This window comes from Sorangium sp. So ce887 (assembly GCF_051521455.1).
Classification (GTDB): Bacteria; Myxococcota_A; Polyangia; order Polyangiales; family Polyangiaceae; genus Sorangium.
In genome coordinates this window covers 5617326-5640540 of the sequence record NZ_CP150354.1, presented here as the reverse complement: position 1 = coordinate 5640540, position 23215 = coordinate 5617326, and the positions used below count along the sequence as shown (strand labels likewise).

General features: G+C 71.0%; 20 protein-coding genes. 6 read left to right on the top strand and 14 right to left on the bottom strand.

Annotation, left to right across the window (positions count from 1 at the left end; genetic code table 11):
* Positions 1–37: 37 nt before the first annotated feature.
* From WMF36_RS21105 to WMF36_RS21090, 4 genes are read right to left on the bottom strand one after another with little or no spacing between them, the layout of a single operon-like run.
* The gene (locus WMF36_RS21105; protein WP_437581413.1) at positions 38–598 is read right to left on the bottom strand and encodes a hypothetical protein; all 561 of its coding nucleotides are present in this window, start codon (positions 596–598) and stop codon (positions 38–40) included.
* Positions 570–1373, bottom strand: a complete 804-nt coding sequence (locus WMF36_RS21100; RefSeq protein ID WP_437493580.1) for a ParA family protein — start codon at positions 1371–1373, stop codon at positions 570–572. Before WMF36_RS21100 ends, WMF36_RS21105 begins: the two co-directional genes overlap by 29 nt.
* The gene (locus WMF36_RS21095; protein WP_437581412.1) at positions 1370–2245 is read right to left on the bottom strand and encodes a DUF4388 domain-containing protein; all 876 of its coding nucleotides are present in this window, start codon (positions 2243–2245) and stop codon (positions 1370–1372) included. The genes WMF36_RS21100 and WMF36_RS21095 overlap by 4 nt, the downstream gene beginning before the upstream one ends.
* Entirely contained in the window at positions 2245–2967 is a 723-nt protein-coding gene (locus WMF36_RS21090) for a TRP-like protein (RefSeq protein ID WP_437581411.1), read from the bottom strand. The genes WMF36_RS21095 and WMF36_RS21090 overlap by 1 nt, the downstream gene beginning before the upstream one ends.
* Positions 2968–3655: 688 nt before the next feature.
* Between WMF36_RS21090 and WMF36_RS21085 the strand changes: the two genes are divergently transcribed.
* Positions 3656–4414, top strand: coding sequence for a hypothetical protein (locus WMF36_RS21085; RefSeq protein WP_437581410.1), 759 nt, complete (start codon positions 3656–3658; stop codon positions 4412–4414).
* Positions 4415–4786: 372 nt separating this feature from the next.
* Here WMF36_RS21085 and WMF36_RS21080 read toward each other — a convergent pair whose 3' ends face one another.
* Both WMF36_RS21080 and WMF36_RS21075 read right to left on the bottom strand, forming a co-directional pair.
* Positions 4787–5167, bottom strand: a complete 381-nt coding sequence (locus WMF36_RS21080; RefSeq protein WP_437581409.1) for a VOC family protein — start codon at positions 5165–5167, stop codon at positions 4787–4789.
* A 211-nt stretch (positions 5168–5378) separates the two neighbouring features.
* Positions 5379–6074, bottom strand: coding sequence for a fatty acid desaturase (locus WMF36_RS21075; RefSeq protein WP_437581408.1), 696 nt, complete (start codon positions 6072–6074; stop codon positions 5379–5381).
* 325 nt (positions 6075–6399) lie between these two features.
* Here WMF36_RS21075 and WMF36_RS21070 point away from each other — a divergent pair, with 325 nt between their 5' ends.
* The 3 genes from WMF36_RS21070 (at position 6400) to WMF36_RS21060 (ending at position 11930) form a co-directional block, all read left to right on the top strand.
* On the top strand, positions 6400–7698 hold the full coding sequence (locus WMF36_RS21070; protein WP_437581407.1) for an SRPBCC family protein: 1299 nt from the start codon (positions 6400–6402) through the stop codon (positions 7696–7698).
* Between the two features lie 795 nt (positions 7699–8493).
* Positions 8494–9804, top strand: coding sequence for a hypothetical protein (locus WMF36_RS21065; protein ID WP_437581406.1), 1311 nt, complete (start codon positions 8494–8496; stop codon positions 9802–9804).
* A gap of 290 nt (positions 9805–10094) precedes the next feature.
* Positions 10095–11930: a M2 family metallopeptidase gene (locus WMF36_RS21060; RefSeq protein ID WP_437581405.1), complete on the top strand. Its 1836-nt coding sequence runs from the start codon at positions 10095–10097 to the stop codon at positions 11928–11930.
* Between the two features lie 94 nt (positions 11931–12024).
* On the opposite strand, the gene WMF36_RS21055 is transcribed toward WMF36_RS21060, so the two are convergent.
* The 8 genes from WMF36_RS21055 to WMF36_RS21020 all read right to left on the bottom strand — a co-directional run bounded on the left by WMF36_RS21055 (position 12025) and on the right by WMF36_RS21020 (position 20899).
* A complete protein-coding gene (locus WMF36_RS21055) occupies positions 12025–12825 on the bottom strand; it encodes a GNAT family N-acetyltransferase (RefSeq protein ID WP_437581404.1) in 801 nt (266 codons plus the stop codon).
* A 269-nt stretch (positions 12826–13094) separates the two neighbouring features.
* Positions 13095–13682, bottom strand: a complete 588-nt coding sequence (locus tag WMF36_RS21050; RefSeq protein ID WP_437581403.1) for a hypothetical protein — start codon at positions 13680–13682, stop codon at positions 13095–13097.
* Between the two features lie 290 nt (positions 13683–13972).
* The gene (locus WMF36_RS21045; protein WP_437581402.1) at positions 13973–14278 is read right to left on the bottom strand and encodes a DUF3817 domain-containing protein; all 306 of its coding nucleotides are present in this window, start codon (positions 14276–14278) and stop codon (positions 13973–13975) included.
* Positions 14279–14387: 109 nt separating this feature from the next.
* A complete protein-coding gene (locus WMF36_RS21040) occupies positions 14388–15602 on the bottom strand; it encodes a ferritin-like domain-containing protein (RefSeq protein ID WP_437581401.1) in 1215 nt (404 codons plus the stop codon).
* Between the two features lie 216 nt (positions 15603–15818).
* The gene (locus tag WMF36_RS21035) at positions 15819–17111 is read right to left on the bottom strand and encodes a cytochrome P450 (protein WP_437581400.1); all 1293 of its coding nucleotides are present in this window, start codon (positions 17109–17111) and stop codon (positions 15819–15821) included.
* An 84-nt stretch (positions 17112–17195) separates the two neighbouring features.
* On the bottom strand, positions 17196–18617 hold the full coding sequence (locus tag WMF36_RS21030) for a S8 family serine peptidase (protein ID WP_437581398.1): 1422 nt from the start codon (positions 18615–18617) through the stop codon (positions 17196–17198).
* 504 nt (positions 18618–19121) lie between these two features.
* On the bottom strand, positions 19122–20144 hold the full coding sequence (locus WMF36_RS21025) for an ABC transporter permease (RefSeq protein ID WP_437581397.1): 1023 nt from the start codon (positions 20142–20144) through the stop codon (positions 19122–19124).
* Entirely contained in the window at positions 20141–20899 is a 759-nt protein-coding gene (locus WMF36_RS21020) for an ABC transporter ATP-binding protein (protein WP_437581396.1), read from the bottom strand. The genes WMF36_RS21025 and WMF36_RS21020 overlap by 4 nt, the downstream gene beginning before the upstream one ends.
* A gap of 76 nt (positions 20900–20975) precedes the next feature.
* On the opposite strand from WMF36_RS21020, the gene WMF36_RS21015 reads away from it, so the two are divergent.
* Together WMF36_RS21015 and WMF36_RS21010 are read left to right on the top strand one after the other, a co-directional pair.
* On the top strand, positions 20976–22466 hold the full coding sequence (locus WMF36_RS21015; RefSeq protein WP_437581395.1) for a radical SAM protein: 1491 nt from the start codon (positions 20976–20978) through the stop codon (positions 22464–22466).
* On the top strand, positions 22463–23215 hold the full coding sequence (locus WMF36_RS21010; RefSeq protein ID WP_437493530.1) for an SDR family NAD(P)-dependent oxidoreductase: 753 nt from the start codon (positions 22463–22465) through the stop codon (positions 23213–23215). The genes WMF36_RS21015 and WMF36_RS21010 overlap by 4 nt, the downstream gene beginning before the upstream one ends.

Genomic DNA, 23215 nt, shown 5'->3' with positions numbered 1-23215 from the left:
TCCTGGGCGCGCGCGCCCGTAGTGAAAACCGGATCCGTTACAGCCCGCGCACGGTCGTTCCGAGCGCTTCCTTCAGCTGCTCGAACGCCCGCGTGGAGAGAGCCTCGTCCCCCACCGTCCCGAGGCAGAAGCCGCCGCGCGTCGTGCGCGCCTCGACCCACGACATCATCTGCGCGCCCAGCCAGAGCGCGCCCGCCGTGGCGTCGACGCCGGGGATGGTGCGGACGCCGACCAGCGCCGAGAGCAGCGGGCCCACGAGGGACACGTGCGCCTCGGAGATGCCGTGCGCCGCCAGCGTGAGGCCGTTGTCGTCGGCGACGAAGGCGCCCACGCACGCCTGATGCGCGAGCGTCCAGGCGACGAGCGCGTCGAGCCGGTCGGCCGGGTTGTCGGAGGTCTGCACGAGGCGCGGCACCTCCTTCGGCGCCTTCGGCGCGGCCTTCGCCGGCGTCGGCGCCGCCTTCCCCGGCGCGCCGGCGCGCGCTGCCCCCATGGCGCTCACGAGCCCCGCGGGCTCGGGGGAGCGCGTCGCGGTCACCCGCGCGAGCAGCGAGCTCACCCGCTGCGCGTCAGTCCACGAGACGGATCGGACCGTCATCCTCGCCTCCTGCCGTGGTGCCGAGGCGCTCCTCGATCTCGGCCACAAGTTTGTCGAACACCGCAGAGACCGCCGGCGGGCGGCGGCTGAGCAGACCGAGCGGCACGCCCGCGCGGCTCGCCTGGAGGAACGTGCCGTCGCGCGGGACCGCCGTGTCGAAGACCTGATCACGGTAGAGGGACCATAGCTCCTCCAGCGAGGCCAGCATCACCGGGTCGCGGAACGAGCTCATCGTGCCGACCACGCCGAGCAGGGAGCAGGCGGAGCCGATCTCGCGGAGCCGCGCGAGGAGCTCGAGCAGCCGCGGCAGGGCCCGCAGCGCGAGCGGCTCACACTGCGCCACGGCGATGACGCTGTCCACCTCCTCCAGGGCGAGGCGCGACATCCCGCCGAGCCCGGCCGGCGTGTCGAAGAGGACCAGGTCGAAGTCGCGCTGGCTCTGCTCGAGGACGCGCCCCAGGAGGTTGGCCTCGCGGGCGTTGACGGCGAAGCGATCCTCGTCGAGCGCGTCGACGGGGCCCATGGGCAAGAGGCAGAGCTCCGCGAGCCGGGTCTTCACCATGCCCTCGAGCGGGGGGCCGCCGCGCGCGAGGTTGGCGGCCAGGCCGGCGCGGTCCCCGACACCGTCGAGCGACATGCCGATGGCGCCCTGCTGATCCGTGTCGACGAGGAGGGTCCGCGCGCCTCGGCGCGCGAAGGCGAAGGCGCAGTTGAGCGCCACGGTGGTCTTTCCGACTCCGCCCTTCAGACTGGCGAATGCGATGGATCGGGTCATCTTGGGTATCCGAGCTTGCGTAGCTGTTCCAGGTTAGCGCGCACGAGGCTCGACGCAGGGTCGAGCGTCGAGAGGTCGGTGAGGACGCGGGCCGCGTCGCTGTAGCTGCGTTCCATCAAGAGGCGCCGCGCGTCGGAGTTGAGCTGCTTGATCCGGATCGCGATCTGCTCCGGCGAGGCGAGCGCGACCTCGAGCCGCCTCGACGAGATCGGCGGCGGCGCCTCCACGCTGCCCTCGTCGATCCGGCGCAGCGAGTCGAGCAGCAGCTCCGCCAGGTCCTTGAAGATGGTGCGCTCCTTCGTCGAGCCGACGGCCGGGGTGACGCGCACCCGCATCTCGGGGCGGATGAGCCGCGCGAACGCGGCCTCGCCCACGCCGAGGCCGTCGAACGCCGTCCATACCTTGCCGCGCCGCACCTCGATCAGACCCACGTCGGCGCTGTCGCTGCTGACCACGAGGACGTGCGAGTCGCCGGACATGCAGATCATCTGCAAGAAGTCGACGGGCATGAAGTTCATCCCGATCGGCGTCGATTGCGCGCCCGCGGCGTGCGCCATGAGGATGAGCGTCTCCTCGGCGATGGGCCACGTCACCCGCGTGGTGCTCACCGCTCCCGGGACCTCCGCGCCGTCGTTCACGGCGAGCACCAGCCGCGCCGTGCGGCGGAGGAGCTGCGCGATGGCGTCCTCCGGCGCGCCCGGGAGCGACGGCGCGTAGATGATCAGCTCCGTGCTCGGCGCGCCCTCGAGGGCCTGCTCGAGCTCCTCCCAGGCGGCGGCGCCGAGGGCGCTCACCGGCGTCTGCCCGGCCATGACGCGAATGCACCGCATGCGCTCGCGCAGATCGGGATCGGCGACCACGACGATGGGCATCAGACTCCGAAGTCGCGCCGCGCTCGGCGCAGCATGACCGACGACGCCGCGTCGCCCGGGCGCATGCGCTCGCAAGCCTCGAACGCCTCGATCGCGTCGGCGAAGCGGCGCTGCACGAACGCGGCGGTGCCGCGGGCGAACGCCTCGCGGTAGCGCCGATCCTCTTCCGTCTCGAACACCCGCGGCGTGAACGGCGCGCTCGCGGGGGGAGGCTCCGGCGCTCGCCGGTGCAGCCCGCGCTCCGGCATGGTCGGCGGCCCCGGGTCCGTGCCGGGCTCGGATGGCAGCGTGTCCAGCTGCCGCCGCCAGGACTGCGGCGTCCTCTCGCTGAACGGCGACGCCACCTCCTTGCCCGTATAAAGGCCGACGAGCACCTGCAGCGTGCGGAGCCGCCCGAGCGGGCACATTTGCACGATGTCGTCGAACGTCGACGAGCCATCGATGTACCGCACCACGAGCAGCGCGTCGGGCGAGCGACCCGCGGCGACCGGGATGGGCCCCGCCACCCGATCGAGGCCGCCGAGCCGCTTGGCGTACGCGCCGGCGAGGAACTCCTTGATCCGCTCGATGCTCGTCTGCAGCTCGCGATCGCCGGGGGCCTCCGAGCGCGCCTGGTACAGCACCGCCAGCGCCTCCTCGTAGCGCTTCTCACGGACCAGCCGCACGACCTCCGCCCGCACGGGCGCGCTCTTCGGGAGCGTGCGGCTCTCAGGTTCCATCATCAAAGCTGAATCGCGTGGGTCTTTCACGGCACGACTCGGCAAGCTACATGCCTCGACCGCCGACCTTCAAGCTGTTTGGTTGCCCCTTCGCGGGAACCATCGTCAGCGCCGTCCACCCGGATCGCCGCACGTCAGGTGCGTGCGTGTGGGACCAGCCGGAACCCTACTCTAAAGCATCGGGTGCTGCGACATGGGCCCACGTGAAGCGGTGGAGACATTGACGAGGCGATGACAGCGACCCGCTTCCGCAATCGGTGCATTGAGTCGCCGAACGCCCTCGCGCGCCCCGCAGAATGGATGGCCAGCCGATCCTGGATAGCGAATACGGTGTCGCACATTGGCTCCGGTTCGCCCACCCGAATCCCGATCCCAATTGGACTGGAGATCCATGAAGATACTGGATGCAGCTTACGCCGCACTTGCGCTAGAGTGGGTACACCGAGTGGATGCACCCTCCAACGTCGCATAACGTTTGAGGTGGTTCGAGGAAGTTTCCGAAAATCAAGCTCGGACTGCAAGGGGGGAGGGGAATGCAGGATTTCGACACGGCTGAGATCCAGCAGCAGCATCCATTTGGGTACGCCGTGGTCTTGCCTTGAGGCGTCACGGGGCGCGCAGGGCGCTTGGCTTTTGCAAACAGAGGGATCGCTCAACCAACTGACACCCACAGCCGAGAAGGAGATCGCTTATGCGGCAGGTCTTGCGGCACATCTTCGAGAAGAAGCAGGCGTATGCTCGTCTACCCCTGTTCGAGCGGATGCGTGACGAACAGCTCGATCCTAGCGAGCGGCTCGCGTTCTACCCATGCATGGCTTATTTCATCCTGAGTTTCGGTGATCTGAACAAGTTCGTGTTGAGGGAGGAGCACGCGGCGGACGAGTACCAGGAGATGGTCAACGTCCACACACGCGAGGACGATCATCATTGGCCGTGGTACCTGGAGGATCTGGCCAAGCTCGGCTTCGACATCGAGGCGCGGAGCTCGGACCTGATGAACTTCCTCTGGGGCGAGGAGACGATCGAGAATCGGATCCTCACCGCGCGGCTCACCGCGCTCATCAAGGGCACGACGGGCCTCGAGCGGCTCGTCATCATCGAAGCCATCGAGGAGACTGGCAACGTCCTCTTCGGCGCGATGCTTCCCCTGGCGGAGGCGCTGGAGAAGGAGCTCGGAACGCAGCTGCGCTACTGCGGCCCGTTCCATTTCGAGCGCGAGTCGGGCCACGCGGTGAACGCCGACCATGCCGAGCTCGCGCGCATCTCGCTCGACGCGGAGACGCGCGAGCGGTACAAGGCGCTCGCGGACGAGGTGTACGCGATGTTCGAGCCGTGGACGCACGAACTCCTGCGCTATGCCCTCGCGCACCCCGTGAGCGCCCCCGTGGCCGACCCCGAGACGGACGGCGTGAGCCAGGTGATGACCCGGTCCTCGGTGCTCGCCGCGTGAAGCGACGCGGTTGGGGTCTCTCGGGCCTCAACCGCACCGCCCCCTCCACGGCCCCCGGCCCCCTCCCGCGCTCGCCACGCGCCGAGCATTCTACGCAAATCTCTGTTGCAGTCTTGCACGGATGGCGGTAGCCGGCCGCCGACTCGCGTGGCGAGCAAACCCCACCGAGCTCGCCCCTCGCCCCTCGCCCCTCGCCCCTCCGGCTCTGCCGGCGGAGCGAGGACTTATGGGCTCCCACATCGACCCTTCCGGCGCGGCGGACGAGCACCGGCTCCTCGGGCCTATCCTCTTCCGGGATCCGGGACGAGCATGGGCGATGAGGTGCTGGAGATTGGATGAGCGCCCGTCCGCCGGGAGCGCGGCGCGCCCGGATCAGCCGCCGCCGTAAGGGCGGGTGATGATCTCGAGGAAGTGCCCGTCCGGGTCGGGGAAGTACACGCCGCGCCCGCCGTCGTTGTGGTTGATCTCGCCGGGGCGCTGCGCTCTGGGATCGGCCCAGTACTGGAGCTTTCGCTCGCGGATCCGACCGAAGATCTCGTCGAACTCGGCCTCGCTGACCAGGAAGGCGTAGTGCTGCGGGCGGATTTCGTCAGGGCTGTCGGCGAAGTCGAGCGTGACGTCGTTGTCGAGCTGCACCGCCAGGAAATGTCCGAACGGCTTCGGGGCGGCGAGGCCCAGGACCTCGGCCATGAAGGTGGCGGACACCTTCTTGTCCTTCGCGGACACGATGGTGTGGTTGAGCCGGACGCTCATGCTCGCACCCCCGTTCCGCGGCGCCCGAGCAGGCCTCGTGGCCGCTGCGTCGAGGCCATGATTCCAGTCTTTGGCCTGGTGTCATTCATCTCTGTACCCTCCGTCCAGGCCGAGCCCGGCCGAGCGAGCCGCTGCACCAGGCTCGCCGCGCGTGCCCGCCCGGGATCAGGGCGAGCGTGCCATGGTGGGCTCACCCGAGCAACCGCACTAGCTAGCAGTCGGCGGAGGGGAGGGCGAGGCGGCTGCAGGGCAGGTTGGGGATGCGGTGGTGGCGCTCGTGGTAGGCGAGGCTCAGCGCGATGGGCGAGCGGGTGAAGGCGAGCCGGCGGGCGGCGGCCAGCATCCAGGCCGGGGCGTTGTGCGGGATGTACGCGGCCCACACGGCCATGGTGAGCTGGAGAGACGCGGCGGTGGCCGCGAAGGCGAGGAGCGCAGGCCGCCGCGATGCGAGCAGGAGGGCGAGCGAGGCGAGGTTGAGCGCGGCCTCGGCGAGCTGCCAGCGGCGGCCGGTGGGGCCGGCGGCGCGGAGCGCCTCGGCGCGGAGGGCGAAGGCGGCGAGGGGGGCGCCGAGGAGCGCCCGCGAGAGCGGCAGGCGCGCGGGGGCACCCTCGGTGTCGTCGGGCGCGAGGGGGCGAGCGTGGTGGCGCAGGTGCATGATGCGCAGGGCGTGACCGCTCATGAGCATCAGCGCGGCCGAGAGGGTGAGGGCGATCTCGTTCGCCTTGCGCGGCAGGCGGAGGGCGCCGTGAGCGACATCGTGCATCAGGGCGAAGGAGGCGAAGAAGAGCGAGCCCCCGGAGGCCGCGGCGAGCGTCGCGCTCTCGATGCGCGCAGCGGCGGCGACGCCGGAGGCGCAGAGACCGATACGGGCGATGTGCAAGGCGAGGTCGCCGAGGCGAGGCTTCATGACATCCGCCTGGTGCGACCACCGTGCCAGGGAGCACGCGCCGACGTGGAGCAGGCCGCGGTGGCGCGCTTGACGGGGCCGGCGCGCGCGGCGCGACCTCCGGTGTCCACGCGGTCGGCACGCCGGGTGTCCACGGCGTGGACAGCCACGAAGGCGCGTGGGCGGGCGGGGCCGAGGCGCGCGCGTGGAGGCGGCGGGGAGCGGCGCGCTGTCGTGGTTCCTGGGGTTGGTGAGCGGCTTGCAGATGCAAAAGCGGTGACCCGCGGGGGACCACGGCGAGAGATCTCGCTCGTTCGGGTCCTTCGAGCTCAGGGATGGACGCACCATGGCCACCGCATCATTTCTCCTCGCCGTAATCTGCCTCCTCGGCGCGTTCGATATCGCCTACTTCCACTGGTACCGGTGCCGTCTCGGAGATCGCGCCGAGTCGCGGGTCGAGGTGTGGCTCCATGTGGCGCGCGGCTTCATCTATGCGCTCCAGCTCGCGCTCGTGCCCAATGTCCAGTTTCATGGCGTCTTCTACGCCGTCTTCGTCGCGCTCTTCGTGGCCGATATCGGCGTCGCCATGGCCGATATCGCCGTCGAGCCGGCGTCGCGGCGCAGCCAGGGAGGGTTGCCCGGCGGGGAGTACCTGATGCACATCGTCCTGAGCGTGCTCGTCGGCGCCTATCTGCATGCGATCGCGATGGGTTCGCTGGCATGGCGGCACCTGCCCTCGGCGGTCGTTTATGCGCCGGCGGACGTTCCCGGCTGGCTTCGCGGGCTGCTTGGGCTCATGGGCGCGGGGGCTGCGCTCGTCGCGGTGGTCGAGGGGCTCGCGCTCGTCGAGCAGCGCCTGCCGCGACCGGCTCCGATCCATGTCCGCGTCCGGCTCCGCACCACCGTCGAGCGGCTCTGGGAGGTCACGCAGGATCACAGGCTCCATCCGAGCTGGGACCATCGCTTCAGCAGGATCTCCATGCTCGGGGAGGTCATCCAGACCGGGACGGCGATGCGTTACGAGAAGGACCTGCTCGGGGTGACGATCCGCGGCGGTGGACGGTACAAGCTCCACCGGCCGTGCCGGCAGTCCACGTTCGAGTTCTGGTCGGAGGATCGGCGGTCGCTGATCCGCCGCGGAGTCGGGCTCTGGCTGTATCGGGCCGTGGGAGAGGGGGTCGTGGAGTTCTCGACGTCGTATACGTACGAGGTGCGCTGGGGGGGGATCGGGCGGTGGATCGATCGGGCGGTGTTTCGGCCGCTGTTCCAGCGCGCGACGGAGCGGAGCTTCCGGCGGCTGGCGGAGCGGTATTTCCCCGAGGGGGCGTCGCGGGTCGCGGGGGCGCGCGGGAGGAAGCCGGTGCTCTTCCTCGACGGAGGCGATCTGGCGCCTTCGTCAGGAGCGAGCGCCTCGAAGCCGTGCGCCGGCCCAGGCGCACGGCAGCGCGAGCGCGATGTTCGCGAGCGAGTACCACGCGGGGCCGAGCTCCCACATCATGACGGCGCCGAGGGTGGCGAGAGCGACGCCCAGGAAACCGAGGGCGAGCGCGTGGCGCATCGGGCGAGCCGGAGCGAGCTGGGCCGCGACGTAGCAGCCGGCGGCGTTGAGCGGGATGCGGTAGGCGAGCGCGAGCACGAACAGTGAGTCGGACATCCGCTCGCCGTGCGGCGGAAAAATACCGGAGGCGTGAAACGCCAGATCCACGGCTGTGGTGAGGATGACGGTCGCGATGAGGCCGCAGAGCACCGCGCCGACGCTGCGGAGCGTGGTTCGAGCCGGGGCGGTGTCGGCCGTGACGGTGAGCGTTCCTTGAAGAGCTTCGATGGTGTTCATGGGGTCCTCGTCCGCGTGATGTCACGCCGTTCTCGGCGCTACACAGAGGAGTCGGAGCTGCCGGCGCGTCCTCGACATCGGCGGTGACGATTTTTCGGTCGACGGTGGCGACCCGACCGGGGTTGGGGTGCGGGGCGAACCCGACCGGGGTTGGGGTGCCGGGGCGACCCGACCGGGGTTGGGGTGCCGGGGCGAACCCGACCGGGGTTGGGGTGCCGGGGCGACCCGACCGGGGTTGGGGTGGGTGGCGGAGCCGACCCGGGTTGGGGTGGAAGGCGGGGGCGGGGCGAGCCGACCCGGGTTGGGGTGGCGGAGCCGACCCGGCGGAGCCGACCCAGGTTGGGGTGGCGGAGCCGATGGGGTGGCGGAGCCGCGGACCGAGCTTTGCGTAACCACGCAATCCGTCGCGCCGGGGCCCGGGCTGCGCCCGGCCTCCGCGCCACCAGCAGCTGCGCCGCGACGCGCGAGCATCCTGTAGTGGTATGTTCATTGCAGTTTTCTGATGATGGCGCGCGATGGCGGCGTGCCCCCCGGACGCGCGCGGCTTGCGCGCCTGCGGATCCGCGGTGCTTTCAAGGCGAGGAGAGTCGAAACGAGATGAGAACCATGAGACAGACCTGCTTGCTGGCGGGAGTCGTGTTCGGTGTGGGATGCACCTCGTCGTTTGTCGATGAGGAATACCCGCCGCGCCGATGCATTCCGGGTCATCAGGTGACCTGTGCTTGCGGTGATGGGCGCAGCAGCGCGCAGCTCTGCGGGGACGACGGGCGGTTCCTCGCATGCCAGTGCAGCGAGGGGACTCCTGGGAGCAGCGGCGGCGTGGGCAGCGGCGGCGGCGGCGTGGGCAGCGGCGGCGGCGGCGTGGGCAGCGGCGGCGGCGTGGGCGCCGTCGGCACCGGCGGCGGTGGGGCCGTCGGCGACGGCGAGGTGCGGCTCCGGACCGGGACATCGGTGCTCATCGATGCCTTCGTGGCCGACTCGGGTGTTATTATCGTGCTGGCCGACTCCATCCTTCTGATCGGTCGCGGAGGCGAGGAGATCACGCGTGTGGACTCGCCTCGCGAGAACACCGCGGCGGCCTTCGACGGCGAAATCCTCGTCGTCGCGGACAAGGCTCGATTCGCGAGCTACGATGCCACGCTGTCGAGGATCACGGAGAGCGACCTCGTCGAGGCGTGCGCGTCGGCCGTGCTCGTCAGCGATCACCGCTTCATCTGCGGTCCGAGCAACGACTGGGATCGCATCTTCTATACATACGATGCACAGACCGGGGCGTTCGTCGCCTCCTCCGAGAAGTACACGTACCACGGCGTCCCCATGCGCCGCATCCCGGGAACCGACGATTTCGTGACCGTCACGGTCGGCTCCTCGCCCTCGGATTTTTACCTGTACTCTGTGCTAGGCACGGGCGTGGCGCAGTTCGTGAACGAGTCGCCCTACCACGGAGACTTCGGGGTCACGAACGTCTATGCCTACGACGGCAGCCCGCCCACCCACCTCGTGACGCACGAGGGCCTCATGCTCCGCATCTACGGCTCCCAGTGCAGCGCGGCGGAGAGCAGCTTCAACTCCGAGTGCTTCGTCCGCGACGGGGGCATCGGGACGCTCCTTGGCGCCCAGCGCTTCCTAGGAATGGATAACGACGCCGGAGGCAAGCTCTACGGGCTGGTGAGCCTGTCAGGCGCTTCGTTCTCCGATCCCCCCTGCGACGCCGGCTGCCTCGTCCAGCGCGTCGATATTGCCTCCCGCACGGTCGAGGCCCAGCGGACCCTCGCCCTCGATCTGGGCGCCGTCGTCGTCGTCCGCCATGATCCGCTCTCAGGCGCTCTCCTGGTCGGCTATCGCCTCCCGGGCGACCACTTTTTCCCGGACGATCCCTATCCTGGTTTTGCGGTCTCACTGCTCAGCTACGAGTGAGCCCGGTGCTGCCGACGGCGGCGATCGCAAGAGGAACGACCCGCCAACATCATTGCCGATGTCGCGATGAGGGGCCATCCTCCAGGCTGACGTGACGGCGTGAAAGGAGCCGACTTTGCCGCATGTCAGCCCCTCGCGAGGATGCACCCCCGAGGATTGCTCGAGCCGCCGAGCGGCCTTAGAGGCCCTACCAGGATCGCGGCGCCGAAGCGCACCCCACGCCCTCTGCGCGTCCGGGGTGGAGGGACCATTGCACGCTTCAGCTGTCGGTGATCCAGGAGCGGCGGGAAATGGTGCGCATGGTTCCGGTGTTCGTCGTCGCCTTGCCCTGCAGCGTCCTCGCGCTCACGGCGGCCTGCTCCGATCCCACCCCTCCGCCGCGGCCGCAGCCCGGCTCCCAGCCGGCGGCCGAGGAGGCCGCGCGACTCATCGAGGCGGCCGAGTCGGAGCTCCACGCGCTCAGCACCCACAACAACCGAGCCGCGTGGGTGGCGTCGACGTACATCACCGTCGACACGCAGATCCTCGCGGCCGCGGCGAGCGCGAAGCTGCTCGGCGCGCAGTCCGACCTCGCCAAGCGGGCGGCCCGCTTCCGCGACCTCGATCTGCCCTACGACGTCCGCCGGCGGCTCGATCTCCTGCGCACGTCGCTCACGCTGTACGCGCCCGCCGATCCCGCGAGGACGCAGGAGCTCGCGACCATCGCGTCGCGGCTCGAGGCGATGTACGGAGCGGGCAAGTACTGCCCCGCGGCCGGCCAGTGCCTCGATCTCCAGGAGCTCAGCAGGATCATCGCAAAGAGCCGCGATCCCGAGGAGCTGAAGCGAGCGTGGGTCGGCTGGCGCACGGTCTCCGTGCCCATGCGCGGCGACTTCACGCGGCTCGTGGCGCTGGCGAACGAGGGCGCCCGCGAGCTCGGGTTCAAGGACACAGGCGATGCCTGGCGCTCGAAATACGAGATGCCGCGGCAGGCGCTGCCGCGGGAGGTCGACCGCCTCTGGGAGCAGGTCAAGCCGCTCTACGACGCGCTCCACTGCTACGTGCGCGGCCGGCTCGCCGCAAAGTACGGCGAGGAAGTCGTCCCCTCCGCGCGCCCGATCCGGGCCGACCTGCTCGGCGACATGTGGGCCCAGGACTGGAGCAACATTGACGATCTCGTCGCGCCCGAGGGGGCCGCGCCGATCTACGATCTCGACGCGGTGCTCCGCGCAAAGGGCCTCACACCGATCGAGATGGTGAAGACGGGCGAGCGATTCTTCGTCTCGCTCGGGTTCGATCCGCTCCCGGCCACCTTCTGGGAACGATCGCTGTTCGTCAAGCCGGCGGATCGCGACGTCGTCTGCCACGCGAGCGCCTGGAACCTCGATGACGAGGAGGATCTGCGCATCAAGATGTGCATCGAGATCACGGCCGACGACTTCCAGACGATCCACCACGAGCTCGGCCACACCTTCTACCAGAGGGCCTACAACCACCTGCCGTGGCTGTACCGCGACAGCCCGAACCCCGCGTTCCACGAGGCCATCGGCGACACGATCGGGCTGTCGGTCACGTCGGAGTACCTCCAGCGGATCGGGCTCGTGGACGAGCTGCCCCCGCCGTCGAGCGATCTCTCGCTCCTCCTCCGCGACGCCCTCAACAAGGTGGCTTTCCTGCCGTTCGCGGTCCTTGTCGATCGGTGGCGCTGGGGGGTCTTCTCCGGGGATATCTCGCCGAAGGAGTACAATCAGGCCTGGTGGGAGCTCCGGACGAGGTACCAGGGCGTGATGCCGCCGGTGCCCCGCTCCGAGGCGGACTTCGATCCCGGCGCGAAGTTCCATGTGGCGGCGAGCGTCCCGTACCTCCGGTACTTCTTCGCTCATATCCTCCAGTTCCAGCTCCACCGCGCGCTCTGCGAGGAGGCGGGGTACAAGGGGCCGCTCCACCGCTGCACGATCCACGGCAGCAAGCAGGCCGGCGAGCGGCTCCGGCGGATGCTGGAGATGGGGCGGAGCCGCCCGTGGCCGGAGGCGCTCGAGGCGGTGACCGGATCGCGTCAGATGGATGCGGCGGCGATGCTCGACTACTTCGCGCCGCTCAAGGGGTGGCTCGACCAGCAGAACCGCGGCAGGACGTGCGGGTGGTAGGCGGCGGCCGCAGCGGGACGCGCGCCGCCGGGGCTTCAGGCCTGCGGCGGCGTGTAGGCCGCCGGCGCTTCAGGCCTGCGGCGGCGTGTGGGCTTCAGGCCTGCGGCGGCGTGTAGAAGGCGAAGCGCGTGACCGCGCGGTAGCCCATCCCTTCGTACACGGGCCGCCCCATCTCCGTCGCGTGGAGGACGGTCCTCGCGACGCCTGTTTCGCTCAGCGCGTCGTCGAGGCAGCGGCGCATCACCGCCTCGGCGTACCCTTTGCGCCGGTGCTCGGCCGCGGTGACGACGAAGCCCACGTACCGGATCTTCTCCACGATGAACGTCGCCGCGGAGCACACGGGCTGGTCGCCCACGTAGCCGACCCGCCCGAACGCCCGGTCGTTCCACAGCGCCTCGTGGGCCACGGAGGCGCGCCCCGCAGCGATCGGGACGCTGTACGCGGCGGAGTTGAGGTCGGCGATGGCGGCGCGCGTCTCGGCGTCGGCCACGCGCCGGAGATCGAGGCCGACGGCCGGGCGCCGCGAGGGGGTGATCGCGTCGGCCACCATGCCCATGAGCGACACGGCCGGCGTGAAGCCGAGCCGGGCCAGGTGCTCGGCGGTCGCGCCCGCGTCGCCGCCCGGCGACCAGCTGTCGGACAGCGCGAAGAGCCACGGAACGCCGCCGGTCCGCGCGAGCTCGACGGCCCTGAGGGCCCGGCGCTCGAGATCCTGGAGGTCGGTTGCCGGCGAGGAGAGCGTGGCCATGTTGAGCAGGACCATGTCCGTGCCCGAGAGGACGACGGTGACGCCGTCGGTGTGCTCGATCCGATGGCCCGGGAGACCCTGGCTGAAATGCATCCAGGCGGCCAGGAACTGAGCGTTGGACTCTTCGAGCTCGATCGGGACGGACATGCGAAGCCTCCTCCGGGCGGAGAGTAGCCGGATCGCGGCGTCCAGAGATCGAGCTGCAGCCGTCGAGTTGCCGGGCCGCGCGGCGTTGACGGGCCGCCGGACGCGGCAGCGCGCTCCGCTGGGATGAGGACGCCGCCCCGTCGGGTCAGGGTCCGGAAGGGAGAATTCGGGCAAAGACGCCGAGCCGCGAGGGCGCAAACCAGCCAGAGATAGGGCGGTGGCGCCGAGGACGCCGGGATCCGCGTCGCTCGCTCACGCCTCGGGCCGTCTCACGGCTCGACATCCTCCACCGTGTGGCAGTTGTTGCACGAGAACTCGCCGGTACCTGTCATCGGATCGTACCTGGCGACCTGGAGCAGGTCGGCCATCTCGGGCACGACCTGATTGTACATGAAGTCGGTCCACTCCATGCGCTCCGGGTGCTCCGGGTCCGACACCCACTCGGGGAACTCCTCCTCGCCGAGGAGCGGGGCGATCTGCGGGCTCGGCATCGCGTAGGCGCGCTCGACCGCGTCGTCGCCGTGGCACGTCGTGCAGTCCATGGACGCGTACTTCGCGTCGTACGCGACGAAGACCTCCTTCATCCGGGGCATGACGACGTTGTTCATGTACGTGGTGCGCTCCGCGAAGCTCATGTCCTTCCACGCGACCGGATCGGGCTCGCCGTCGACCGGGTCCACCTCGCCGTCGTCCGCGCCGCCGCACGCGGCGACGAACAGGCACGCTGCCATCGAGATGCGCCTCATGACCGTGCTGCCTCGCGTCGTCCGGCGATCGGACGGCGTGACGTGAGCAGGCTGCTGCGTGTCCGTCCTCGCCTCGTTCGCTGCCGGTCCCGCGGTGTTCATGGGTCGCATCGTCGTGTCTCCTTCTGGTTCGAAGCGGCGCGTCCGGGCGTTCCCGACCGGATGCGCCCAGGTTCCATCGTCACGACGAACGGGCAGACGCGGGATCGACACGCCGGTCCATTTTTTTACGATCATTTGTAAGTGTATAAAATAACTGTGTTTTATGCTTGCCGCCCGGCGAGGAGCGCCCGGCGTCGCCGGCGCGCGCGGGCGGCTCCGCGGCGAGGTGCGCGGGCGCTGTGCCCGGCTGACGCGGGGGGGGCCAGGCGATCCCGCGATCGCGCCGCCTCCGCGCCTGCCTACGACGACGGCAGGGTCGCCTCGATCTCGCGCCGCAGCGAGCGGTCGAAGACGAACGTCCCGAAGGGGACGATCGACGACACGAAGGCGAGCAGCGAGCGGCCGAGCGACCACCGGCGCCGGACGGCGGCGTGGACGAGCGCGGCGAGGAACAGCACGAAGAGGAGGCCGTGGGCGCTGCCGACGACGCGAACGGCGAGCGGCTGGTCGGCGAGGTACTTGAGCGGCATCGCGATGAAGAGCAGGAGCAGGTAGGACAGGCCTTCGAGGATCGCGATGAGGCGGAGCTGGCGAAGCGCGGTCATGACGGGAAGGTAGGCCAGGCGGCGGGGAGGTTCGTGGGATTCGTCTCGGGCATCGACGTCGTGCTCGTTCCTTGACGTAGGTGCGCTCGGGCGCCGGATCCAGGGGAGGCTACGCCGGGGCGTCGAGGCCGGCGCTGGCCGCGGCGGTGGAGGGCGGCGTGGACAGCAGCGCCTCCGCGCACGGCGCGATGACCTCGCGCGCGGCGTCGAGATGGCAGCGCGCCCGCTCCGCCTCGGTGAGCCGGCCGTGATCGTGCCACGCGGCGGCGTCGATCCCGGGGCGCGCCGGGCCGCGGGCGCCGCGCACGTCGGCCAGCGCCTCATCGAACGCGCGGGCCACGGCGGCGCGCACCGGCTCGCCGCCGCGCGCGACGGCCCAGCGCACGAAGGCCCACGCGAGCTCGACGTGCGCGGCCTCGTCGTCGGCGATCCTGTCGAGGGCGCGGCGCACCTCGGGGTCGCGGGCGCGGCTCCGCTGCGCGCCGGCCTGGAGCGCGGCGAGCGTCTCGCCCACGCAGCCCTCGCGCACCGCGCCGGCCGCGGCGCCGGCGAGCGTGGGCGGGTCGAGCGCCCCGTCCATGGCGAGCGCCCCCGGGCCGAGCGAGCGGCCGGCGTAGCGGCTCGCGAGCGTGAAGCAGGCCCGGGCGTGCTGCAGCTCGTCCGAGAGGGCGCGCTGCGCGGCCTCGATCAGGGCGGGCGGCGCGCCGAGGGCGAGCAGATCCAGGGTGAAGCGCGCGAACGACGCGACGGACGCGTGCTCGAGCCGCGCGTCGGCGAGCCACGCCTCGGCGAGGGCGGCGCGCGTCACGGGGTCGACCGCGAGCGGCTCGTCCGCGGCGGCGTCGAGCACCCAGTCGGCCCGCGCCTCGACGCCGGCCAGGCGCGGCTCGCCGCCCACGAGGAACGGGCGGCCGCAGGCGCCGATGCCCGGATCGTTGACGTCGTAGCAGCACTGGCCGTCCTCCAGCCGGCCATTCTCGTAGACCACGCAGGACACGGGGTTCGGATGGTACTCGCTCGGGCAGGTCTCGGCGCTCCCCCCCGCGCCGCCGCTTCCGCCAGCGCCGCCGTCGGAGCTGGCCCGGATCTCGTCCAGCGAGAAGCACCTCGTTTCCGAGGAGGTGCCCTGACCGCCGGCGCCGCCCTGACCGCCGGCGCCGCCCTGACCGCCGGCGCCGCCGGTTCCTCCTGCCCCGCCGGTCCCACCCGCCCCTGTCGCCGCGCCGCCGCCGGTGCCGTCCTGGCAGCCGAGCGCCAGCGACAGGCCCGTGAACATGCCAGCTCCCACGATTTGCATGATGCGCGCGCGCAGCTCTCTGTTCATGGCGCTCTGCCTCCCAGCGATGTGCCGTCGATCGGTATCCGAACGCTCAACTGCTCCGTCCCAACTCTTCTATCGAGTCCGAGCGTACCCGGTCCGGCGATCGAGCGAAAGGGGCGACCCGGAGATGAAGACTGACAAGACGCCAAAGACGCCGGGAGGACTCGGAGAGCTCTTCTTGGTGGCCTGTCCCGTCCTGAAGGGCGGCGGCCGCCGCGGTCACGCCGCGCCGAGCGTCACGGGCACGGCCGTGGGCTTGCGGAAGAACAGGCTGGGCGCGTAGCTCGGGCGCGCCGCGGCGGCGAGGCGCAGGCCGGGGAACGCGGCGCGCAACGCCTGCACGGCGCACCTCACCTCGATGCGCGCGAGCGCAGCGCCGATGCAGGTGTGCACCCCCCAGCCGAAGCCGAGGTGCCGCGCACGCGGGCCGGCGACATTGCGGTTCACGTCGAACCGCTGCGGGTCCGGGAAGACCGCCGGATCGTGGTTGGCGGCGCCGAAGAACGCGAACGCCGTGGCCCCCGCGGGGATCTCGACGCCGCCGACGACGGCCGGCGCCGTCGCGCGCCGCGGCTCCATCTGCACGGGGGCGTCGATCCGGAGCGTCTCCTCCATCGCCGCCTGGAGCAGCGCCGCGTCGCTGCCTATGGCGTCCCACAGCGCGGGCGCCTCGAGCAGGCGGAGCACGAGCGAGCCAATCAGGCTCGCCACGGTCTCGTAGCCGGCGAAGAACAGGATGATGAGGTGGGAGATCATCTCTTCGACCGACAGCGGCGCCTCGCCGTCGACACGGGCGCCGATCAGCGCGGTGATCAGGTCGTCGGCGGGCTCGGCGCGGCGCCGCTCGATGAGATCGGCCAGATAGCGCTCGTAGGCGACGAACCTCCGCGCGGCCTCGACCTTCCGCGCCGTATCGAGCGCCGGCTCGTAGAGCTTGAACCGCTCGTCCTGGCAGGCCCTGAGCAGCGGTGCGTCCTCCAGCGGTATCCCGACCAGGGTGGCGATGATCTGCAAGGGGAGCGGGAAGGCGAGCGCATGCATGAGATCCACCGTGTCGCCGCCCGGGTCCATCGCGCGCACCAGCGCGTCCGCCTCCAGGGCGATCGTCGGCTCGAGGGCGGCGAGCCTCGCGGTCGTGAACGCCTTGGAGAACAGCGCCCGCGCGCGTGTGTGCCCGGGAGGGTCGTTGTTGAAGAGCGCCGGCGGCATCTGGTAGATGCCGCGCTGGAGCTCGGCAATCACCTCCGGCGGCAGATCCGGCGGCAGGTCGAGGATGTGCGCCGAGGAGAACCCGACCGGCTCGCGGAGCACCTGCGTGACCTCGGCGTGCCCCACGACGAGGTAAGCGGAGAACGCCTCGCTGTAAGCGACCGGCGCCTCCCGGTGCGCCGCCTGATAGAACGCGAGCGCGGGGTTGTCCGCATAGCTCGGCGAGAAGGGTTCGAACAGCGCGCCGACCCGGCGCGAGCTCTCGGCGACCGGCGACCCCTGAAGCGTGTTCTCTGCGATCATCGCGCCCGAGCGTACCGGGGCCGGCGATCGAGCGAAAGGGGCCGCCGGTCGCCCGGGGGGCGGACTACAGGTCTGGCCTGTGCGTCACCTGCTACCCGAGAGGTCGAAGCGCCGCAGCGGTACGAGCCTGAACGCGCGCACGGTGATCTCGTCGTTCCGGATCGCGACCCGGGCGGCGGCCGGCTCGTAGCCGAACGCCGTGACCACGACGTCGTACACCTCGAGTCTGTGCGCCGGAGCCACGGGCAGGGACATCGCGTACGCGCCCGCCTCGTCCGTGAAGGTGCTGCGCTTCAATCCATCGTCGCGCCGCTTCGCGACGATCATCGCCTGCTCCACGCGCCTGCCCGTGCGGGCTTCGATGACCGTGCCGATCAGCTTGCCCGCGACCCGCTCGCTCGCGGCGACCGCCCGGAACGCGTCGATCCGGCCGTCGCCATAGGTGTTGTTCGGGTCGCCGTCCGCCGCGCCGCCGCACTCGAAGCTCCGGCGATTGACGGCGGTTCTCCGGATCAGCTCGAACGATTTCCCGATGTCGCCGATCAGGTCCGGAGCAGCAGACCAGACGAGGGCCAGCGTGCCCGTGACGTGGGGCGCCGCCATCGACGTGCCGCTGAAGATCGCGTAGCCGCCGGGGACGCTCGAGCGCACTTCCACGCCGGGCGCCGACGCATCTGGCTTGATGGGGCCGAACGCCGAGGGGCCGCGGCTCGAGAACGCGGCGATCTCATCCATCATGTCGGTGGCGCCGACGCCGAAGGATTCGGGGTAGTCGGCCGGCGACGCCACGGTCCCGCAGGCCGGTCCGGCGTTGCCGTTGGCGAACACCGGGGCCATCCCCGCGGCGCGCCAGGCCTTGACGATGCCCCGGAAGAACGGATCCCCTGGGCCGCCACCCCAGGAGTTGTTGATGAGGTGAGGCCGGCGCGAGGGCTTCGGGTTCCTTCCGAGCAGATCGGTCGGCGCCAGCATCCACTCGCCCGAGGACACGAGCGCCGCGAACGAGCAGGAGATCGTTTCGCACCCTTTGGCCGTGATCCACTTCACGCCCGGCGCCACGCCGATGTCGTCCTCGAAAGGGCCGAGTCCATCGCCGCCGGCGATGGTGCCCATCGTGTGCGTGCCGTGGCCGTTGTTGTCGCAGGGCGGGCTGCCGAGCGGCCCGCAGATCTGCGATGGATCCCAGAAGTTGTAATCGTGCACGAACCTGCCGTCGCCGAGGTTGCCCCGGTACTGGCGGACGAGCGCCTCGTGGTCGAATTGGACGCCCGAGTCGATGCTGCCGACGACGATCCCGTCGCCGTCGCCGAACGCCGACCAGACTTTATCTGCGCGGATCCTGGCGATGTTCCACTCGACCTCGTCGCCTGGGCCTGTCCCGTCGTCCACGGGAGGCGGGATGCTGAAGGCGCCGTCGAGGACGATGGCCTCCACCTCGGGGCGCCGCGCGATCTCGTCCATCAGGCCGCGCGTCCCCGTCACTCGCGCGGAGGTCCGCGCGTTCATTGAAGACAACCCAGAAAGTTGCATCTGCTCCGTCCGCCATGGCGGCGAGTGCGCCCTCGTCAACGTGCGCCTGCGGCGGGTCGTCCCCACCGCTACAGCCAAGCTGCGAGAAGCTCGACGCCACCACGAGGAGGCATGCGATCCATCCGATTTTCCGGAGGATTTGGCCCATGATTCCCCCCAATTCTAGGGTTCTCGACCCTGCTGGGGTTCGATGCGTGCTCCTGGATACGAGTTGTGAAATGTGAGATAAGGGGCGCTCGCGGCGAGCAAGGCATGAGCGTGCTGGGCGACACGGCTCCGGGCGGGACGAACACTCTGCCTCGCGATCCCCTTAGCCGCCCTGATGGGGACTCTCGCGTAGAGATCGGCTGCAGACCGAGCGCGTGGACAGGCAGCGGTAGAAACCGTGGCGGCCGCCTTCCCCGGGCGTGATGCCCCCGAACCGTTGTTGGAAAGCTGCTCTGCCCTCCGGCGACCCCGCCCAGGTCGAGGTCGCCGCCCTCAGCGATGCCACCGGAAGAGCCGGAGGCTGAGCGCGAACGTCGCGACCGTCCAGCCGGCGAGGACGGCGATGCCGCCGGCGAGCTGGCCCGGATCGGTGGCACCGAACAGCAAGATCTCGCGGGTGAGCTGCACCATGTGCGTGCTCGGCAGGATGGCGCCCAGCGCGGCGAGCGGGCGGGGGAGGGCGTCCAGGGGGAAGAAGATCTCGGACAGGAAGACGAGCGGCAGGTTCACCGCGCTCACGATGTCGACCACCAGGTCCTCGGTCCTGAGGACGCACGCGAGCACGAAGCCGACGCCCATGAACGCGAGCAGGCCGAGCAGCGACACCAGGGCCACCCAGAGGGCCGACACCGCGGTGAACGGCACGTCGAAGAGCAGCGCGCCGGCCGCGGCGACAAGGGCGATCTGCCCGAGGACGAGGACGGAGCGCGCCGCGATCTGCGCCCCGACGAACACCGCCTTCGGCATGGGCGTCGTCGCGAGCTTCTTCAGGAAGCGGTTCTGCCGGTAGAGCACCATCGTGTAGCCGGTCGCGAAGAGCCCGGCGAGCATGACGCTGAACGTGAGGATCCCCGGGAAGAGGTAGTGGACGTAGCCCCAGCGCGGGAGCTCCACGACGGCGAGCTCGGCCCGCACCCCGGGCGACGCGGCGATCCCTCGCCCGAAGAGCCGGTCGCGCGGCCCCACGATCACCCGCGAGATCCCGTCGCCGCGCGGGAGCACCACGACGGCGCTCGCGGTCCGCGCCCGGAGCTGCGCGAGCCCGGCGGCCTCGCTCTCCACGTGCACGAGCCGCGCGGGCTCGAGCTCGCCGCCGAGCGCCTCCAGCGGGCGCTCGGCGGCGCCGGGGCCGGCGACGACGGCGATCGTCCGCTCCTCGAACGGGTGGCCGTTCATGAACACGAACCCGACGACGACGAGGAGCACGACCGGGAAGAGCAGCACGAAGCTCGTCGAGCTCGCGCTCCGCAGCACGTCGAGCAGCCGGAGGCGCGCGAGCGCCCAGAAGGCGCTCACGACGCGACCTCCGCCTCGCCGCGGCGCATCCGGACCGCGCAGAAGTGGAAGAACGCGTCCTCGACCCCGAGCCCCGTCCGGCGGCCTTCGGGCACCGCGGCCACGAGCTCGTCCCGCGTCCCGCTCGCCCGGAGCTTGCCGCCGACGAGGAAGAGCAGCCGATCGCAGAGGCCGTCCGCCTCGCGCAGGTCGTGCGTCGTCATGAACACCGTGCGCTCGCGGGCCACGCCGCGCAGCACCTCGCCGATCTCCTGCTTGCCGGCCGGGTCGAGCGGCGCCGTGGGCTCGTCGAGGAAGAGCAGCTCGGGCTCGTGGACCAGCGCGGTGGCGATGAACAGGCGCGCCGCCTCGCCGCCCGACAGGCGCGCCATGGGCACCGACGCGCGCTGGGCGAGGCGCGCCCGCTCCAGGATCCGCGCCGCGCCGTCACGGACGCCGTAGATCGCGGCGAAGAGGCCGGCGTACTCCCGCGTCGTGCAGCGCTCGAGCTGGACCTCCTTCTGCATGACCACGCCGACCCGCCGCCGCGGGTAGGGCGGCACGGGCGCGCCGAAGAGGCGGACCGCGCCGCGCGTCGGCTCGCTGAGGCCCTCCAGGAGATCGAGCAGCGTCGTCTTGCCGGCGCCGTTCGGGCCGAGGACGCCGACGAGGCCGGGGCCCTCGACGCGGAAGCTCACGTCCGAGAGCGCGGCGACCCCGCCGAAGGTCTTGGTGAGCGACTCGACCGCCACGATCTCGTCCGGCGCGCGGGGCATGCGCGTGAGCTTATCAGGCCGCGCGGGGCGTCGACGGGAGCGCGCTCGCCTCGAGGAGCCTGATATCCTCCGTCCCATGGGGACCGACCGGCTGATCCACGAGACGACGAGCCTGTGCCCGGCCTGCAAGATCGCCGTCCCCGCCCGGGTCGTGGCGACGCCCGCCGGCGAGGTGTGGATGCGCAAGGCGTGCCCCGAGCACGGCCCGCGCGACGTGCGGCTCTCGACGAGCGCGGCCTGGTACGAGTCGACGCGCGCGATCGCGCCGGTCCCTGCGCCGCCGCGGGCGCCGCGGCGCCCGATCGAGCACGGCTGCCCCTTCGATTGCGGCCCGTGCGAGGCCCACACCCAGCGGGTCAGGATGCCGGTCGTCACGATCACGAGCGCCTGCGATCTCGACTGTCCCATGTGCTACGTGCACAACAAGAACGACGGCGCGTTCTTCATGAGCAAGGCCGAGTTCGGGGAGGTGCTCCGCCACCTCTGCGACGGCGCCGGCGGCGATCTCGACCTGATCAACCTCACGGGCGGCGAGCCCACGCTCCACCCCGAGCTGCCCGAGCTCGTCGCGATGTGCCAGGACGCGGGCATCCACCGCGTGAGCATCTGCAGCCACGGCTTCGGCCTGCTCAGGAACGACGCGCTCCTCCGGCGGCTCGCGGAGCTCGGGGCGCGGATCGCGCTCTCCTTCGACACCTTCGACGACGTCACGGACAGGGCCCTGAACGGCGTCAGGAGCGTCGACAAGAAGCTCGCCTGTCTCGAGCGCCTCGACGCCGCCGGCGTCGACACGACGCTCATCCCGGTCATGACCCGTGGCCTCAACGACCACGAGATCGGCCGCATCCTCGAGCTCGGCTTCCGGCTCGGCTGCGTCCGCCACCTCGAGGTCCACACGATGACGTTCACCGGCCAGAGCGGCGCCTCGTTCGATCGCAAAGGCCGCATCTCCACGCTCGAGGTCCTCGAGCGGATCGCCGAGACGACGGGCGGGCTCCTCTCGCCGGGCGACTTCGTCCCGTCGCCGTGCGCTCACCCGCTCTGCTACCAGGTCGCCTACCTGCTCATGGATCCCGCGGGCGGCCCGCCGATCCCGTTCACCCGGTTCATGAGCCGCGAGGCGCTCTACGCCTGCCTCGGCGACCACCTCTACCTCGAGCCGAGCGCGCGCCTCGAGCGCGCCATGCAGGACGCGATCGACGCGCTCTGGTCGCGCGGCGACGACGACCGCGCGCTCGGCCTCCTGAACGGCCTCCTGCGCGCGCTGTTCCCGGCGAAGAAGCCGCTCCGGCGGGAGGAGTCCCTGCGGATCAGCGAGCGCGCGGTGAAGGCGGTGTACGTCCACTCGCACATGGATGAGGAGACGTTCGACGTCGAGCGCGCGGCCCAGTGCTGCGACAGCAACTGTACCGCCGACGGGAGGACCGTGCCTGTCTGCAACTACAACGTGCTCTACCGGGAGAAGGAGCCGCGGTTCATGAGCGAGCCGCGGACGTGGCCGGATCGATCCGGCGGGCGGCGCGCCCTCCCGCTCCTCTCGCCGGCGCCTCGCCGGGAGGCCCCGTGAGCGCCGCCTCCGGCCTCCTCGCCGGCCGGCGCTGCCTCGTCACGGGCGGCTCGCGCGGGCTCGGGCGCGCGATCGCCCTCGCGTTCGCCCGGCACGGCGCGCGCGTCGCCTTCACCTACGCGACCGACGACGCGGACGCCGCCGAGGCGGGCCGACAGATCGCCGCGACAGGCGCCCCGCCGCTCGTCTTCAAGGGCTCGGTGGCGGACGCCGCCCACGTGAAGGACACCCTCGCCGCGCTGCACCGCGCCTGGGGTGGGCTCGACGTGCTGGTCAACAACGCCGGCATCACCCAGGTCCTGCCCATCTCGCTGCTCGAGGAGGAGGACTGGGACCTCGTGATGGACGTGAACGTGAAGGGCGCCTACCTCATGAGCCGCGCCGCGCTGCGGTTCATGATCCGCGAGAAGCGCGGCGTCATCCTGAACATCGGCAACTTCGCGTCGGAGCGCGTGATCGAGGCGCCGGTCCACTACGCCGCCTCGAAGTCGGCCCTGCGCGGCCTCACCGAGGCGCTCGCGCGCGAGGTCGGCCGCTATGGCGTGCGCGTGAACCTCCTCGGCCCCGGCCTCCTCGAGGAGGGCATGGCGCAGGGGCTCCCGCAGCACCGCCAGGCGGAGTACGTCGCGCACTGCGGGCTGCGTCGCCTCGGCCGCGTCGACGAGATCGCCGAGCTCGCGGTGTTCCTGTGCTCCGACGACAGCGCCTTCATGAGCGCCGCCAAGCTCGTCGCCGACGGAGGGCTCTGA

What these genes read in the sequence shown, in the direction of transcription:
- WMF36_RS21105 (WP_437581413.1), bottom strand. Translation starts at nt 598, where the DNA reads ATGACGGTCCGATCCGTCTCGTGGACTGACGCGCAGCGGGTGAGCTCG.
- WMF36_RS21100 (WP_437493580.1), bottom strand. Translation starts at nt 1,373, where the DNA reads ATGACCCGATCCATCGCATTCGCCAGTCTGAAGGGCGGAGTCGGAAAG.
- WMF36_RS21095 (WP_437581412.1), bottom strand. Translation starts at nt 2,245, where the DNA reads ATGCCCATCGTCGTGGTCGCCGATCCCGATCTGCGCGAGCGCATGCGG.
- WMF36_RS21090 (WP_437581411.1), bottom strand. Translation starts at nt 2,967, where the DNA reads ATGATGGAACCTGAGAGCCGCACGCTCCCGAAGAGCGCGCCCGTGCGG.
- WMF36_RS21085 (WP_437581410.1), top strand. Translation starts at nt 3,656, where the DNA reads ATGCGGCAGGTCTTGCGGCACATCTTCGAGAAGAAGCAGGCGTATGCT.
- WMF36_RS21080 (WP_437581409.1), bottom strand. Translation starts at nt 5,167, where the DNA reads ATGAGCGTCCGGCTCAACCACACCATCGTGTCCGCGAAGGACAAGAAG.
- WMF36_RS21075 (WP_437581408.1), bottom strand. Translation starts at nt 6,074, where the DNA reads ATGAAGCCTCGCCTCGGCGACCTCGCCTTGCACATCGCCCGTATCGGT.
- WMF36_RS21070 (WP_437581407.1), top strand. Translation starts at nt 6,400, where the DNA reads ATGGCCACCGCATCATTTCTCCTCGCCGTAATCTGCCTCCTCGGCGCG.
- WMF36_RS21065 (WP_437581406.1), top strand. Translation starts at nt 8,494, where the DNA reads ATGAGACAGACCTGCTTGCTGGCGGGAGTCGTGTTCGGTGTGGGATGC.
- WMF36_RS21060 (WP_437581405.1), top strand. Translation starts at nt 10,095, where the DNA reads ATGGTGCGCATGGTTCCGGTGTTCGTCGTCGCCTTGCCCTGCAGCGTC.
- WMF36_RS21055 (WP_437581404.1), bottom strand. Translation starts at nt 12,825, where the DNA reads ATGTCCGTCCCGATCGAGCTCGAAGAGTCCAACGCTCAGTTCCTGGCC.
- WMF36_RS21050 (WP_437581403.1), bottom strand. Translation starts at nt 13,682, where the DNA reads ATGCGACCCATGAACACCGCGGGACCGGCAGCGAACGAGGCGAGGACG.
- WMF36_RS21045 (WP_437581402.1), bottom strand. Translation starts at nt 14,278, where the DNA reads ATGACCGCGCTTCGCCAGCTCCGCCTCATCGCGATCCTCGAAGGCCTG.
- WMF36_RS21040 (WP_437581401.1), bottom strand. Translation starts at nt 15,602, where the DNA reads ATGAACAGAGAGCTGCGCGCGCGCATCATGCAAATCGTGGGAGCTGGC.
- WMF36_RS21035 (WP_437581400.1), bottom strand. Translation starts at nt 17,111, where the DNA reads ATGATCGCAGAGAACACGCTTCAGGGGTCGCCGGTCGCCGAGAGCTCG.
- WMF36_RS21030 (WP_437581398.1), bottom strand. Translation starts at nt 18,617, where the DNA reads ATGAACGCGCGGACCTCCGCGCGAGTGACGGGGACGCGCGGCCTGATG.
- WMF36_RS21020 (WP_437581396.1), bottom strand. Translation starts at nt 20,899, where the DNA reads ATGCCCCGCGCGCCGGACGAGATCGTGGCGGTCGAGTCGCTCACCAAG.
- WMF36_RS21015 (WP_437581395.1), top strand. Translation starts at nt 20,976, where the DNA reads ATGGGGACCGACCGGCTGATCCACGAGACGACGAGCCTGTGCCCGGCC.